This is a genomic window from Corynebacterium sp. sy039, assembly GCF_007904105.1.
Taxonomy (GTDB): domain Bacteria; phylum Actinomycetota; class Actinomycetes; order Mycobacteriales; family Mycobacteriaceae; genus Corynebacterium.
Window position 1 is genome coordinate 644,457 of sequence record NZ_CP042325.1, and the last position, 13,827, is coordinate 658,283.

Here is a 13,827-nt window from a genome sequence, read left to right on the forward strand (position 1 = left end):
CGAGATGTAACGATAGCGCTTTCTAACTTATTGGGCAAGCTCTTCTTGTTGAAAAAACAAATTTCTTTTTATCTTTTTGTTAAAAACATCAATGAGCTTGGACAATGCTTAGAAAAAATTTTCCACATCAAACCCCCATCAAGTGTAGTGTATTTTAACTTTTGTTAATAATTGTTATCTAAAGTTGCTAAAAGTGTGTGGAGGTAAGTTTTCTTAAGTTTCTCCCCCATGGTTGCCGTCGTGTAATCGACCGTCATCTCTGAATGCGTGGCACAGTTGAAGGCATGAGCAAGAAATCTTCTGCACGACAATACTCTGAGCCGGTGCGTCGTCCGCGTAGCGAAAGTAAACCAACTGTTAGTAGTCTTGGCGGTCGCGGTAATAAGAAAGCGCAGAAGATTTCCTCCACCCGTCCAAGTGGTAGGGTTCGTTCTTTTGATTTTCGTAATACTCAGCCGAAACAGGTTCAGGTTGATCCCACATTCTTATCACGAGTGCGTGGTTTCTTTCCGATTATTATGGTGCCCAGCCTCAGCGTTGTTCTTGGGGCAATTATCTTTACCACAATTGCTCTGTTGGCTACTTCGACTTCGATGAGTGCTTTCCCTAGTACAGTCGCTCAATTTTGGTTGGTAGTCAATGCCGGACCGGTTGTTGGCCGTGGACAAATGATTGAATATCTGCCTTTGTTGCCGACTTTGGCGCTGATGTGGGCAGTCTCGCGTGCGGTGCATCGCATTGTGAAAGACCGAGTAAGTATCGCAGATCTTGGTGTGCTCACTCTATGTGTTTTCGGTATTCCGTTACTGATAACTTTAACTGCGTGTGCCATGCTTTTCGACGCCGCTGCGGTCTATGATCTGAGTAGTCCACCAGTATTGCTGGTAGTGCTTCGTACTGTTCTTGTACATTTCATTGCTATGACATGGGGCATGGGCACGAGGCTCTGGCGTGCTCTGATGCGTCGGTTCGGTTTACCTGAAGAAATTGTTGATGCATTTGTTCTCGCTGTAAAAGTGCTGCTTCGTTTGTGTCTTGCTGCGGCAATTGTGTATGCGATCAGCCTTGGGGCGCATTATGCCTCGGTTGGTGACACGCTCGCATTGTATCCCACAGCACCTGGAAAAATTGCTGCAATTGGTATCAGTATTCTTTATTTACCCAATGTACTTATTGCAACAATGGCTGTGTTGTGTGGTTCCGAAGTAGTATTTGGGCAGGCAACCTTGTCGTTATTCGGACTTAATTTAGTTCCGCTTCCACCACTGCCTCTCCTTAGTGCTATCCCTGCTGCCATTCCGGATTGGGCAGTAGCACTCATGGTTATTCCTTTCTTTGCCTCAATAATGAGTATTTATAAAAATATCCCTAACTTTAGGCAAGCTGGATTCATCATTATTTTTAGTGCGTTTAATTTCCTCATATTCAGTTATCTTGCTAGCGGACAACTAGGTGTCTATGAATTCGTTGGTCCTCGTTTATGGCTGAGTACAGGATTAGTAACCCTGTGGATAGGCGTTATTGCTTTGATCGCAGCGACCATACGGTTTGTGAGAAGTCGTCACAGCGTTTCTGATATACACGATGAGCCTGGTACTCAGGATGAGGAGGTGGAACCAGGTGTAGCAGCTACAGATATAACAGATAGAGAAGACACAGAAGATATAGCTCAGAGTGTGGACGATGATATATCTGGTGGCGACAATGATGGCAATGATGTCAATGATGGCAGCAACGATAGCGACGGCAGCGATGTCAATGATGCTAATGACGACAGTGCCACGTCTGCAATAGATGCTGAAGATAGAGCAGATACAACAGATACCGAAAATGATCTTGCTAAGGAAATAGAGAACACAGAGGAAACAGCAGAAACTGACAATACTGAGAACACTGAGAACGCTGAGAACGCTGAGGCGATTGCTGCCCATGAACATGAGCAGGACGTCGAAAAGCACGCGGAGGCTTTACCTGAACAAACACCGGTAGAGCAGACACCAGAATCACAAAAGTGACCTTAGCCAATCAACAAGTTACAATACACAGAGTGACGAGCACTGAAAAAACCTCCCAGAATGAGCACAAAATACCGATAGTGGTACTCGCCTCAGGATCTGGCACACTTCTGCAAGCGCTTATCGACGCTCAACCCCAAGGAACATATCGCATAGTTGGTGTTGTTAGTGATGTTCCTTGTACCGCGCTCACCAGGGCTAAAGACGCTAGTATCCCTACAGCCTGCGTAGCATTAGCACACGGGGCTGATAGGGAAGAATGGAATAGTGAACTTGCTGCTGTCGTAGCAGCTTTTGATCCTGTCTTGGTTGTCTGTGCAGGTTTTATGAAAATCCTGGGAGCAAACTTTCTTGCGCAGTTTGGTGGCCGCATTATCAATACTCACCCCGCTCTTTTGCCGGCATTCCCAGGTGCTCATGCGGTAAGAGATGCCTTGGCGTATGGCGTAAAAGTGACCGGTTCTACAGTGCATTTTGTTGATGATGGGGTAGATACGGGTGAAATTATCGCGCAAGAAGCAGTGAATATCGTTGCTGGTGAGGACGAGCACACACTCCATGAGCGAATTAAACAAGTAGAGCGTAGACTCATTGTGTCAGTATTAAACTCTGCAGTCGTGGTCATGGGTGCAGAGAATGAGATAGAAGAGGTGTCGTTTCACGTATGAGTGATGGCATGAGAGCAATCAAACGCGCTTTGGTGAGCGTATATGACAAAACAGGTTTGGCTGATTTAGCACAAGCCTTGGATAAAGCAGGGGTAGAAATCGTTTCTACCGGATCCACTGCTGCCAAAATTGCGGAACTAGGCATTGCAGTAACTCGAGTAGAAGAGCTGACTGGTTTTCCTGAATGCCTCGAAGGACGAGTAAAAACACTACATCCGCGAGTACACGCTGGTATTTTGGCAGACACTCGTAAAAGCGAGCACCTAGCCCAACTAGAAGAACTTGGGGTATCGCCATTTGAGCTCGTTGTAGTCAATCTTTATCCTTTTACAGAAACTGTTGCCTCAGGTGCAGATTTTGACGCTTGTGTTGAGCAAATAGATATTGGTGGCCCATCTATGGTGCGTGCGGCTGCAAAGAATCACCCATCTGTTGGTGTGGTTGTGGATCCAGCTCGTTATGATCTGGTGCAAGAAGCATTAACTCATGGTGGTTTTACTCTGGAGCAACGTCGTATGCTTGCGGTAGAGGCATATCGACACACAGCATCCTATGATGTTGCAGTGGCAACATGGATGAGCAGCCAGGTAGACACAACTAATGAAGAATATCCGGAATGGATTGGTAGTTCTTATAAGCGCGCTCATCAACTGCGTTATGGGGAAAACCCTCACCAAAGTGCAGCACTATACAGTGATGGCACTGGTTTAGCTGGCGCTAAACAATTCCACGGTAAAGAGATGTCGTATAACAATTACACTGATTCCGATGCTGCTTGGCGTGCTGCTTGGGACCATGAGCAACCGTGTGTAGCAATCATTAAGCATGCTAATCCTTGTGGTATCGCTATCTCGGATGAGTCTATTGCTGCGGCACATCGCAATGCGCACGCTTGTGATCCAGTTTCTGCTTTTGGTGGCGTTATTGCTGCTAATCGTGAAGTCACCGTGGAGATGGCACAGCAAGTAGCAGAGATTTTTACTGAGGTTATTGTTGCTCCTTCTTATGAGCAAGGTGCAATTGACGTGTTGTCCCAGAAGAAAAATATCCGCATCCTACAAGCACCACAGCCAGAAAAAATTGGTGTCGAACGGCGGGAAATTTCCGGTGGTGTCCTGGTGCAGCAGCGTGATCTTATCGACGCGCCGGGTGACGCACCAGATCAGTGGACTCTTGCAGCTGGGGAGCCTGCAGATGAGGCGCTACTGCGCGAACTAGAGTTTGCATGGCGTGCAGTGCGTGCGGTGAAGTCTAATGCCATTTTGTTAGCCAAAGATGGGGCAACTGTTGGCGTTGGTATGGGGCAGGTTAATCGTGTTGATGCGGCTAAACTTGCTGTGGAGCGCGCTAATTCCCTAGCAGGAGACGCAGAACGCGCTAACGGAGCCGTTGCCGCTTCTGATGCTTTCTTCCCATTTGCTGATGGTTTCCAAGTGCTTGCCGACGCAGGAGTAACGGCAGTGGTGCAGCCAGGTGGATCTATTCGTGATGCTGAGGTTATTGAGGCAGCTAATGCCGCTGGTATCACCATGTATCTCACTGGGTCACGCCACTTTGCACACTAATTCCTAAGAAAAAACAGACACTCCCCAAATTTGAGAGCGCATAGTATAACTCTCGACGTTGGGGAGTGTTTTATTTTCACAGAAAACCAAGCGAAGCTGCCGACGACCTCACTAGAGTTAGAGGGTATGAGTAGATATGTACCTGGTGTAGCTTTTTTATTCGCTCCTGCTAATCGTGCTGATATTATCCCCAAAGCCGCAGAGCGTGCTGACGTAGTGATTCTTGATCTTGAAGATGGTGCTGGTGATATTGATCGTCCGCGTGCCTATCAAAATATCCGTGACGCACAATTAGATCCTGAGCGTACGTTCATCCGTATTGTTGGTCCTCAAGACGACAATCACAAAGATGATCTCGATTTTGTGCGCACTACGCGGTACACAAAAATTATTGTGCCAAAAATTCGTGAAGCACTTCCAGAGACGCTAGGCGAGGGGCTAGAGATCGTCCCTATTATTGAGACGCCCCAAGCAATTCTCAACATTGGCACTATTGCGGCAGATCCTCGTGTGATTGGTTTATATTGGGGTGCTGATGATCTCACCATTGAACTTGGTGGACTGCATTCGAGGTATAAAAATGATGAATCACACACTGGTATGTACCGTGACACGATGACATATGCTAGGGTGCAGACGCTTATGTATGCAGCAGCTTACGATAAATTTGCTCTTGACGCGGTTTATCAAGACTTTTCTGATGATGAGGGACTCTATCGTGAAGCTCTCGATTCAGCACGAAGCGGATTCAATGCATTTCCGTGCATTCATCCACGTCAAGTACCTATTGTGCGTAAGGCATTTGCCCCGTCACCAGAACGGGTAGCATGGGCACAACGCGTAGTAGCTGAATCGAAGCAGCATCCTGGCGCATTTCAGCTTGATGGAGAAATGGTTGATGCGCCATTGATTAAACAGGCGCATATACTGCTCAGCCGCATGCAATAAACAGATACTATGCTGCTGCTATTGTTGTTTTTCTGCCATTTGCGCAATGAGATCAAGAGTGCGCGATACACGGTTTTCTGGCAGTGGTGCTCCCAAAACATTGAGAACAGCGTCGGCAAGCATGATGGAAGTATCAGGTAGCGAGTCTTCTAAAAGCTGTTCTGGGATGGTGCCATCGTTATTGCGCATTTCAATTACTGAAAGGGCGATGTGGAAAGGCAAATCTACCCGCGGATCCTCATCACCGACGATCTCAACTGCTAGATCACGGAAAATCTGCTGCAACTGTGCGCGCAAAGCATGGTAGTCCGCAAACTCAGGCGAGGCAGCAACTGGGAGTTGATAGAGCCTACCGACGTTCCACCGAGTAGAAAGCAACAGCCTAGATTCAGCTGCTGTGAGAGCCCATAATCGCAGTGGTGCATTTGCTTCTGCTTCTCCGAGCCACTCAGCTAGTTCTGTGGAAGGCAAGACTGTGGAATTAAGCAGAGTGAGGAAAATCTCAGTCTTTGATGGAAAATGATAGTAGAGTGATGCCTGGCGAATGCCGACAGCATCAGCGATTTGATGGGTGGAAGTGCTCGCGAAACCTTGGGTAGTAAATAGTTCTGCTGATGCATCCAATATCTCTTCACGTGCGGTATTACCACGACGTCGAGGGCTTTTCTTTCGAGGACGACCTACTGCTCCCGCCATAGGTTTCTGGCACCTCTTTTCTGTTTGATTGAGTACGGATACACGCGGTATGGCTGATTATACAAAGTGTTATACAGAATAACCACGTTATTTTATCTAAGGACAGTTGTAAAATGATTCAGATTTCTGTGTTCGATTCCTGAGTCAGATTTCAATGTTATGCTCATGAGCAAGTGACCGAGCAACATCAGCTACCAAGCGAGATGCAGCACCAAAGGTACTGCGTTGAATGGCTGATAATGCCTCAGGAGTAGTGGCATTGTTATGCACTCTGTTAGCCCAGCGGTTCATTTGCAATTGCAAACCTGCGTGCCATGCTTCACGAAGATAATCAGATTGCAGGTCAGAGAGCACTCCGGCTGCTCTTGCATCATCAATACGATTAAGTGTTGCAGTATGTGGGCTTTGCGCGGCCATTCCTGCCCAACGTGCAAGCGCAATGATGACGTGGAGTAGATCCTTGCGAATATCAATATAAGTATCTTTGTCAGGAAGACCCGTAAGCGTTTTGCTCAAGGCTGGTGGGCGCTGAGAAATAGCATCAACGAGGAGAATACGTGGGTCGATATGTTGCTGTGCGTGTTGTAGTAACCAATCACCAGCATCGCAATAATAAGCTAATTCGTGAGCCTGGATATTGTTTTTATTCTTCTCGATATAGTTTTCCCATTGTTGCTGGGATAAGAATTCCGTTGCGCCTTTTGTCTTTTTAAGAGAGCCAACCTGTAGCTCAGCTTCTTTGAGTAAAGAACGCAGTTGCTTTTGCTTATTTGCCTGTGTGCCATTAGTTTCTTGGGCCACATTGAGCCAGATAATCTCAGAAGAGGGCAGTGCGTCGCCTCTGCTTATGGCACCAGTGAATAAGATATTTGCTTTGCTATCACCGTTATTGCTGAGATTACGAATTGCTGGTGAACGGAAAATATCCTTGATAAGTGAAGAAAACCACTGAGTGAGTTCTTGGGGGGCTTCGCCATGTTCAATGGCATTACGCATCAGTTCTTGTGACTCTGCTAGAACACCACGAACGGTGGGTATGTCATTGCACAAGGGGGCTTGTGTAGCTAATTCGAGCAATGAAGGGTGTAACACGATATTGCTTTCTGCGAGGTAAGTGAAGATCTACAAAAATATACAGCGCCTATTCCTTTGCAGAATAAGCGCTGTACGCTGTTATCGCCAGTCAGAAATAGAAAAACTGACAGCGGGATGTTCACCCCGTTGAATTAACGGCTGGTGAACGGCAGGAGAGCCATCTCGCGAGCGTTCTTAACGGCGGTTGCTACCTGACGCTGCTGCTGCGGGGTCAGACCAGTAACACGACGAGAACGGATCTTGTGGCGGTCAGAAATGAATTGACGAAGAGTGTTGATGTCTTTGTAATCAACCTTGTCGATTCCTGCAGCCTTGAGAGGGTTCTTCTTAGGGCGACGGGATTGTTCAATCCGCGCCTTCTTGACATTAGTGCGTTTCATTGAAAACTCCTAAGAATTACCAGCTTGATTTACGAACGCCAGGAAGCTCACCACGGTGAGCCATCTCGCGCATACGGACACGGGAAACACCGAACTTACGAAGATAACCGCGAGGACGTCCATCATGGGAGTCACGGTTACGAACGCGAACAGGTGATGCATTGCGTGGCTGGCGATTCAGCTCGAACTGAGCATCGAGGCGATCTTCGTCAGAAGTGTTTGGGTTTTTAATGATTGCCTTGAGCTCGTTACGACGCTGCGCATAGCGTGCGACGATTTCCTTACGTTGCTCGTTCTTGGCGATTTTAGACTTTTTAGCCATAGATTATCGCTCCTCGCGGAATTCGACGTGCTTGCGTACCACTGGATCGTATTTCTTCAGAGTGATGCGATCTGGGTTGTTACGCTTATTCTTACGGGTCACATAGGTGTAACCGGTGCCCGCAGTGGACTTCAATTTGATAATTGGACGAACATCATTACGTGCCATCTTTAGATCTTCTCCCCGCGTGCACGGATCTTTGCGACAACAGCTTCAATGCCATCGCGGTCAATAACCTTAAGACCCTTGGTGGATACATTCAGAGTGATGGTACGTCCCTCAGATGGGAGGTAAAACTTCCGACGCTGCACGTTGGGATTCCAACGGCGTGAAGTACGTCGGTGCGAGTGTGAGACAGACTTGCCGTAAGACGGCTGACGTCCCGTTACCTGGCAAATAGCCGACATGGGTTTCTTTCTCCTAGCCGCCCACGTTCATGCTAGTTAGACTAGATACATCTGCGAAAAGTATATGGACACGTAGTGCCTTGTTGAATGCAGATTTACAGTCACGCCAGCTGACGGAGCGATATACGAACATTTTTCGACAACAGCAATGGACAACCATACCTGTTTTTTGTAAAAAAACCTAATCGTGCTCTTTGACGGTCTTTTTCTCTAATAGTTTCTTAATGGCAATGCTTGCTTATTTTTATTTTTCTTCCTTTTGGTGTAATGTCTTTGGGGTTGTCATAAAAGCGCTGACTTAAAGTTGTTGATTCAGCTTTGGTGCAGGCTATGGCTAAGTTTTAAGAAATATCCGAGCCCAACTTAGGCACGATCACCGATTTTGCTGTTGCTATTGAGGTGAAGCGACCTAAAGTGTCAATCCTGAGGGAATCGAGTTTATGAAAAAGGACATTCATCCTGACTACCATCCAGTAGTCTTCCGTGATGCAGGTACTGGTTATCAGTTCCTCACCCGTTCTACTGCTACCTCTAAGCGTACTGTTGAGTGGGAAGACGGCAATGAGTACCCATTGATCGTTGTTGATGTTACAAGCGAGTCTCATCCATTCTGGTCTGGTGCACAGCGTGTTATGGATACCGCTGGTCGCGTTGAGAAGTTCCAGCGTCGTTTCGGTGGCATGGCTCGTCGCAAGAAGAAGACACAGGCTTAAAGAAACTAAGGAGGAACAGACATGGCAGTACCAAAGCGTCGTATGTCCCGTGCAAACACTCATGCTCGTCGTTCACAGTGGAAAGCAGATAACCCTGCTTTGCAAGAAGTGACTATCGACGGTCAGACTGTGCGCATTCCACGTCGTCTTGTTAAAGCAGCTCGCCTTGGTCTTGTAGAGGTTGAGCAGTTCTAATCCTATGCAGGGATAGACGATTAATTACGGGGCTTATAGAACCTATGAGGTTCTATAAGCCTTTTTTCATGAACGCGGTTGTATCATGGTAATGAATACAGTTTCCACTACACCCATTTGGTAGTTATTTTCCCAGGAAAAACAAGCGAAATATATATTCACATTATTTTCATATACTCTGCTAAGCAACGATAAAGGAAAACAAGGCAGTATTGGTGACATGAAAATTGTTGTAGTAGATGATGAACAGGCAGTGCGTGAATCACTGAGACGTTCTTTAGCTTTTAACGGCTATGATGTCTTTCTTGCCGAAGATGGGCAAGAGGCACTCAGCGTGATCGAAAAAGAGCAACCAGGTCTTGTTATTCTTGACGTGATGATGCCTCGCATGGATGGGCTGGAAGTATGTCGTACTCTACGCAGCAGAGGCAATGATCGTCCGATTCTTATGCTCACAGCGCGTGATGGCGTTGCTGATAGAGTTGCAGGATTAGATGCTGGGGCAGATGATTATCTGCCTAAGCCTTTTGCTCTGGAAGAATTACTTGCTCGTGTACGCTCGCTTTTGCGTCGTGCAGCAGCAGATTCTTTGGACACACCTGCTGAAGAATTTCACTTTAAGGGCTTATATCTCAATACGGCGACTAGGGAAGTTCGTCGAGAAGGCCGTAGCATTGATTTGACCCGCACTGAGTTTGCATTGTTGCAGCTTCTCCTTGAAAATCCGGAAACAGTGCTGTCTCGGGCAAAAATTTTAGAAGAAGTATGGGGATACGACTTTTCTGCCACTGGGAATGCACTCGAGGTTTATATTGGTTATCTGCGCAAAAAAACAGAAGCTAAAGATGAACCACGTTTGATTCATACTGTGCGCGGTGTGGGATACGTCCTGAGGGATATGAGAGACACTGTATCGTGATACTCCGACGCCCAGCACACCATGTGGCTTTCCCCGGCGGGAAGCTAGGAGATGCTTTATCTGTCAAAGATAAAGCCTTTGATAATCGTGGTTCGCTGCGTTGGCGTATTACAGTGCTCACTGCTGCTATGGTGGCAGTGGTTGTTGGTGGTATGACTGTTGTCGCCTATTGGACTATTTCAGCAGCTCTGAAAGATTCGGTGGATAAGGATCTTGAGCAAAGCGCGCAGGCACTATTACAGCAGACAATTGATCCTTATCTATATGCCAATGTGCAAGATAAAATAGATGTTTTCCGCGAATATAATTCCGATATTCGCGTTTCAATCATCATGCCTGGTTCTAACTTTGCTGTTGGCGACGATATTCCACAGTTATCTGAGAAAAACAGAACTGATAAAGGATATTTAGTCGCCACTGTTAATGGTGAACGTGTGTTATCACAGACAAATGCTACCGGTGCTACAGTCATTATTGCGCGTGATATGTCAAGTACAAATCAACTCATTACCTTATTAGGTTTTTCATTACTGATCGTTGGTTTAGTTGGGGTTTTCTTTGCGATTATCATCGGTAGAATCGTTGCTACTTCTGGTTTACGTCCAGTGCGTAGATTACATATGGCGGTTAATCGAGTGCGCAAGACAGATGAGCTAACTCCTATCGAAGTGGTGGGAAACGACGAGCTCGCCATGCTTACCCATAGTTTTAATGATATGTTGCATGCTTTAGAGCAGTCACGACGTCGACAAGCTGAATTGGTAGCAAATGCAGGCCATGAACTCAAAACTCCCTTGACCTCTATGCGAACCAATATCGAGCTGTTGATGATGATGCAACGCTCAGGTAGCGCACAGCATATGAGCGCAGAAGATAGAGCTGCAATTGAACATGACGTGATGGCGCAGATGGAAGAATTATCTACGCTTATTGGCGATCTCGTAGATCTTGCGCGTGATGATGCACCGCCAACAGTGTTGGAAGAAGTGGAAATGTCACGTGTGATTGATCGTGCATTGGATAGAGTACGCAGACGCCGACCAGACATCGAGTTCACTGTGAATACCATTAAATGGTATCTAGACGGTGATTCTCATGGTCTAGAGCGTGCAATCCTCAACCTCATGGATAATGCTGCAAAATGGTCACCACAGGATGGTTGTGTTCGTATTGCTATGACACCAGTGTCTGCGCACAGTGTGGAGATTACGGTATCTGATTCTGGGCCAGGCATCCCAGTGGAAGACAGAGAAAAAGTATTCGAGCGTTTTTTCCGTTCTGTTCAAGCACGTTCGACGCCAGGCTCAGGGTTGGGGTTGGCAATTGTGAAGCAGGCGATTCTACGGCATGGGGGCACAATTAGTGCAATGGAATCAGAAGACGGCGGAACGAAGATGAGCGTTATCCTGCCGGGGGCACAGACTGCAGCTCAATTGGAGAAAATAAGTCAAGCAAAGCGTTAATAGTATGCATGCCTGGGACACTCAGCAAACTCCCAGTTTTTCACATGAAATTGACAGACGAAATATAGATATAACTCAGTGTAAAGGAGCATAGTAATTGTCATGAACGAAAATAATTCTCCTTTTTTCTCAGGGCACAATACCAATGACACTAATACTGCTGCCCAAAATGGTAATGCTCATCCAACATCCACTACATCACCAAATGCACAAGGAAACATAGGTGCAGAGGAAACACAAAGTTTTAGCACATATCCAGGTGCGCATACCACAAGCTCTTTTCAACCTCCACAAGCGGGGCAAGCAACTCAGTCCAGTCAAAATCCAACAACAAGTTTCTACACAACGCGTTCATCTTGGTATGACAACCAACACGCTCAGCAATTTTCTCAAACACCAGCAATGGCTTCTGAGCCTAAGAAAAAACGCTCAGTAGGACTTACCACTGCATTGGCTCTCTCGCTTGTCGCAGCTATTTCTGCTGGTACTATCACTGGGGTTTATGTTGCGCACAATACCCAAAGCTCAGATGACCACAGTAATGTTGTCGCTAATCTAAAACAATCATCAGATACAAAAGACGCTAAGCAAGTATCTGCGAATGCCACACCTGGTTCCGTTGAAGCGGTATCAGCAAAAGTATTGCCTTCGGTGGTATCAATCCGCGTTACTACCCAAAACCAAATGGGTGAGGGATCAGGTTCTATCATTTCTGAAGATGGTTATGTATTAACCAATAACCATGTGATTGATGCTGCTAAAAATACTCAAGCAAAAATTACTGTTTCCCTTAATGATGGCACAGAATATGACGCAGAATTAGTTGCAGGCGACCCAAATACAGATGTCGCAGTCATCAAAATGAAAGATGCCTCTGGCTTGCCAACAATTAGCTTTGGCGACTCTGATTCTGTTGCCGTCGGGCAGGAAGTGGTTGCTGTCGGATCGCCACTAGGACTATCCGCTACGGTTACCTCAGGCATTGTGTCAGCGCTTAACCGACCAGTACGTGCCGGCGGAACTGAAACTGGACAATCATCGCTTATCGACGCAATCCAAACCGACGCAGCCATCAATATGGGTAACTCAGGTGGTCCTCTGGTGGATATGAATGGCAATATCATTGGGATGAACTCGGTCATTGCTTCTACAAGTACGGCAAGCAATGAAGCAGGTTCAATTGGTATTGGTTTTGCTATTCCTGCTAATTTTGCGCGACGAGTAGCAACGCAATTAATTGAAACTGGCCAGGCGACACAACCAATGATTGGTATTCAGGTATTGCCTAATTCGCCTGTTGCTGGTGCAGTTATTGCTGAGGTAAGTAGCGGTGGGCCAGGTGAGAAAGCAAAATTGAAGGCTGGCGAAATTATTACCGCGATGAATGGTAAGCGGATAGACAGTGCAGATGCGCTTATCGCTGCAGTGCGTAGTAGCGATTTTGGTGAAAAAATTACTCTTACAGTTGCTGATGAGCAAGGAAATAATCCTCGTGATGTGGAGCTTACTCTTACAAGCGAGTAGATTGGCATACAAAGACTAAAAGTATCCCTCGCTGAGCAACTGAGAAGGAATCAGATGAGTATCCGCGCCAATAATGATGATTCGCATGATCTTCGTACCACAGAATCTTATTTAGCTAATTTGGAGGAACAAGAGCCAGACGCTTCATTCTTCCAAACTAATGAAGCACAACAAGATGCTGTAGTAACTCCACGTCGAGCCTTAGTGGTGTTAGTGAGCGATCACATTATTGGCTCGGGGAAAGACACCGATCGGGTCTGTGCTGAATTACTAGCAGAAGGCGGATTCGTCGTCGACGGAACAGTGATGGTCAAGAATAAGCGTTCTCAAATCAGAAAAGCAATTGAAACAGCTGTGATTGGAGGAGTGGATCTTGTCCTGACTGTTGGTGGTACCGGCGTAGGGCCTAGGGACAAAACTCCACAAGTAACTCAAGAATTACTCGATCACGATGTTCCAGGCATTGCTCAGGCATTGCGCTCATCGGGATTAGCCTGTGGGGCAGTAGACGCTTGTACCTCAAGAGGCGTGTCAGGAGTCTCTGGATCGACTGTCGTTGTGAATCTTGCTGCTTCACGTGCTGCTATTCGTGATGGTATGGCAACGCTTATGCCACTGGTACACCATCTCATTGACCAATTACGCTATTCGACGATGGACTGATGCGCAGTAGAAACCAGAAAATTTATGAATAAGCATGGTACACATAAGCGACGTAGGGTAGTTCGTCTGGCAGACAGTGATTATGATCGTCAAGCTGACGATACACAGGTGAGTGTTGATGACTATGACAGTAGGCGGTATGTCGCATTAGACGATGCTTATGATGGCGAATCTGCTGCAGAGGGTGCCCCACACAGCATCGATTTTTATCGTAGAGAACAACCGCCTCATTATGAGTAGTGTTCTTATGACGA

The 13,827-nt window shown here is 46.6% G+C and carries 17 protein-coding genes; 11 read left to right on the forward strand and 6 right to left on the reverse strand.

What is annotated here, in order from left to right:
* Window positions 1-284: 284 nt before the first annotated feature.
* From FQV43_RS02880 to FQV43_RS02895, 4 genes are all read left to right on the forward strand, one after another.
* A complete protein-coding gene (locus tag FQV43_RS02880) occupies window positions 285-2,015 on the forward strand; it encodes a DUF6350 family protein (protein ID WP_146338759.1) in 1,731 nt (576 codons plus the stop codon).
* Between the two features lie 32 nt (window positions 2,016-2,047).
* Entirely contained in the window at window positions 2,048-2,683 is a 636-nt protein-coding gene (purN, locus tag FQV43_RS02885) for a phosphoribosylglycinamide formyltransferase (protein ID WP_146338763.1), read from the forward strand.
* The gene (gene purH / locus FQV43_RS02890) at window positions 2,680-4,248 is read left to right on the forward strand and encodes a bifunctional phosphoribosylaminoimidazolecarboxamide formyltransferase/IMP cyclohydrolase (RefSeq protein WP_144274289.1); all 1,569 of its coding nucleotides are present in this window, start codon (window positions 2,680-2,682) and stop codon (window positions 4,246-4,248) included. The genes purN and purH overlap by 4 nt, the downstream gene beginning before the upstream one ends.
* 126 nt (window positions 4,249-4,374) lie before the next feature.
* A complete protein-coding gene (locus tag FQV43_RS02895; protein WP_144274291.1) occupies window positions 4,375-5,196 on the forward strand; it encodes a CoA ester lyase in 822 nt (273 codons plus the stop codon).
* A gap of 18 nt (window positions 5,197-5,214) precedes the next feature.
* Here the strand turns inward: FQV43_RS02895 and FQV43_RS02900 are convergent, their stop codons facing one another.
* The 6 genes from FQV43_RS02900 to rpmB form a co-directional block, all read right to left on the reverse strand.
* The gene (locus FQV43_RS02900) at window positions 5,215-5,892 is read right to left on the reverse strand and encodes a TetR/AcrR family transcriptional regulator (RefSeq protein WP_146338767.1); all 678 of its coding nucleotides are present in this window, start codon (window positions 5,890-5,892) and stop codon (window positions 5,215-5,217) included.
* Between the two features lie 144 nt (window positions 5,893-6,036).
* On the reverse strand, window positions 6,037-6,984 hold the full coding sequence (locus tag FQV43_RS02905) for a putative nucleotidyltransferase substrate binding domain-containing protein (protein WP_246846943.1): 948 nt from the start codon (window positions 6,982-6,984) through the stop codon (window positions 6,037-6,039).
* Window positions 6,985-7,118: 134 nt separating this feature from the next.
* Window positions 7,119-7,367 (reverse strand): 30S ribosomal protein S18, encoded by a 249-nt coding sequence (rpsR, locus tag FQV43_RS02910; RefSeq protein ID WP_144274297.1) that lies wholly within the window; start codon window positions 7,365-7,367, stop codon window positions 7,119-7,121.
* Window positions 7,368-7,383: 16 nt separating this feature from the next.
* Window positions 7,384-7,689: a 30S ribosomal protein S14 gene (rpsN, locus tag FQV43_RS02915; protein WP_144274299.1), complete on the reverse strand. Its 306-nt coding sequence runs from the start codon at window positions 7,687-7,689 to the stop codon at window positions 7,384-7,386.
* Between the two features lie 3 nt (window positions 7,690-7,692).
* The gene (rpmG, locus tag FQV43_RS02920; RefSeq protein WP_144274301.1) at window positions 7,693-7,857 is read right to left on the reverse strand and encodes a 50S ribosomal protein L33; all 165 of its coding nucleotides are present in this window, start codon (window positions 7,855-7,857) and stop codon (window positions 7,693-7,695) included.
* Window positions 7,858-7,859: 2 nt separating this feature from the next.
* Complete coding sequence (rpmB, locus tag FQV43_RS02925) at window positions 7,860-8,096, reverse strand: 50S ribosomal protein L28 (protein WP_144274303.1); 237 nt, start codon at window positions 8,094-8,096, stop codon at window positions 7,860-7,862.
* A 440-nt stretch (window positions 8,097-8,536) separates the two neighbouring features.
* Between rpmB and FQV43_RS02930 the strand changes: the two genes are divergently transcribed.
* From FQV43_RS02930 to FQV43_RS02960, 7 genes are all read left to right on the forward strand, one after another.
* Window positions 8,537-8,809, forward strand: coding sequence for a type B 50S ribosomal protein L31 (locus tag FQV43_RS02930; protein ID WP_144274305.1), 273 nt, complete (start codon window positions 8,537-8,539; stop codon window positions 8,807-8,809).
* 21 nt (window positions 8,810-8,830) lie between these two features.
* The gene (gene rpmF / locus FQV43_RS02935) at window positions 8,831-9,004 is read left to right on the forward strand and encodes a 50S ribosomal protein L32 (RefSeq protein WP_144274307.1); all 174 of its coding nucleotides are present in this window, start codon (window positions 8,831-8,833) and stop codon (window positions 9,002-9,004) included.
* A 220-nt stretch (window positions 9,005-9,224) separates the two neighbouring features.
* The gene (locus FQV43_RS02940) at window positions 9,225-9,923 is read left to right on the forward strand and encodes a response regulator transcription factor (protein WP_144274309.1); all 699 of its coding nucleotides are present in this window, start codon (window positions 9,225-9,227) and stop codon (window positions 9,921-9,923) included.
* Entirely contained in the window at window positions 9,920-11,386 is a 1,467-nt protein-coding gene (locus FQV43_RS02945; protein WP_246846944.1) for a HAMP domain-containing sensor histidine kinase, read from the forward strand. The genes FQV43_RS02940 and FQV43_RS02945 overlap by 4 nt, the downstream gene beginning before the upstream one ends.
* A 102-nt stretch (window positions 11,387-11,488) precedes the next feature.
* Window positions 11,489-12,910, forward strand: a complete 1,422-nt coding sequence (locus FQV43_RS02950) for a S1C family serine protease (RefSeq protein ID WP_146338772.1) — start codon at window positions 11,489-11,491, stop codon at window positions 12,908-12,910.
* A 54-nt stretch (window positions 12,911-12,964) separates the two neighbouring features.
* Window positions 12,965-13,573 (forward strand): molybdenum cofactor biosynthesis protein B, encoded by a 609-nt coding sequence (locus FQV43_RS02955; protein WP_144274313.1) that lies wholly within the window; start codon window positions 12,965-12,967, stop codon window positions 13,571-13,573.
* Between the two features lie 24 nt (window positions 13,574-13,597).
* Window positions 13,598-13,813, forward strand: coding sequence for a hypothetical protein (locus FQV43_RS02960; protein ID WP_144274315.1), 216 nt, complete (start codon window positions 13,598-13,600; stop codon window positions 13,811-13,813).
* The last annotated feature ends 14 nt before the right edge of the window (window positions 13,814-13,827 follow it).

Bases quoted from the DNA above. Each gene is read 5' to 3' on its own strand.
- FQV43_RS02880 (WP_146338759.1), top strand. From the start codon at position 285: ATGAGCAAGAAATCTTCTGCACGACAATACTCTGAGCCGGTGCGTCGT.
- purH (WP_144274289.1), top strand. From the start codon at position 2,680: ATGAGTGATGGCATGAGAGCAATCAAACGCGCTTTGGTGAGCGTATAT.
- FQV43_RS02895 (WP_144274291.1), top strand. From the start codon at position 4,375: ATGAGTAGATATGTACCTGGTGTAGCTTTTTTATTCGCTCCTGCTAAT.
- FQV43_RS02900 (WP_146338767.1), bottom strand. From the start codon at position 5,892: ATGGCGGGAGCAGTAGGTCGTCCTCGAAAGAAAAGCCCTCGACGTCGT.
- rpsR (WP_144274297.1), bottom strand. From the start codon at position 7,367: ATGAAACGCACTAATGTCAAGAAGGCGCGGATTGAACAATCCCGTCGC.
- rpsN (WP_144274299.1), bottom strand. From the start codon at position 7,689: ATGGCTAAAAAGTCTAAAATCGCCAAGAACGAGCAACGTAAGGAAATC.
- rpmG (WP_144274301.1), bottom strand. From the start codon at position 7,857: ATGGCACGTAATGATGTTCGTCCAATTATCAAATTGAAGTCCACTGCG.
- rpmB (WP_144274303.1), bottom strand. From the start codon at position 8,096: ATGTCGGCTATTTGCCAGGTAACGGGACGTCAGCCGTCTTACGGCAAG.
- FQV43_RS02930 (WP_144274305.1), top strand. From the start codon at position 8,537: ATGAAAAAGGACATTCATCCTGACTACCATCCAGTAGTCTTCCGTGAT.
- rpmF (WP_144274307.1), top strand. From the start codon at position 8,831: ATGGCAGTACCAAAGCGTCGTATGTCCCGTGCAAACACTCATGCTCGT.
- FQV43_RS02940 (WP_144274309.1), top strand. From the start codon at position 9,225: ATGAAAATTGTTGTAGTAGATGATGAACAGGCAGTGCGTGAATCACTG.
- FQV43_RS02950 (WP_146338772.1), top strand. From the start codon at position 11,489: ATGAACGAAAATAATTCTCCTTTTTTCTCAGGGCACAATACCAATGAC.
- FQV43_RS02955 (WP_144274313.1), top strand. From the start codon at position 12,965: ATGAGTATCCGCGCCAATAATGATGATTCGCATGATCTTCGTACCACA.
- FQV43_RS02960 (WP_144274315.1), top strand. From the start codon at position 13,598: ATGAATAAGCATGGTACACATAAGCGACGTAGGGTAGTTCGTCTGGCA.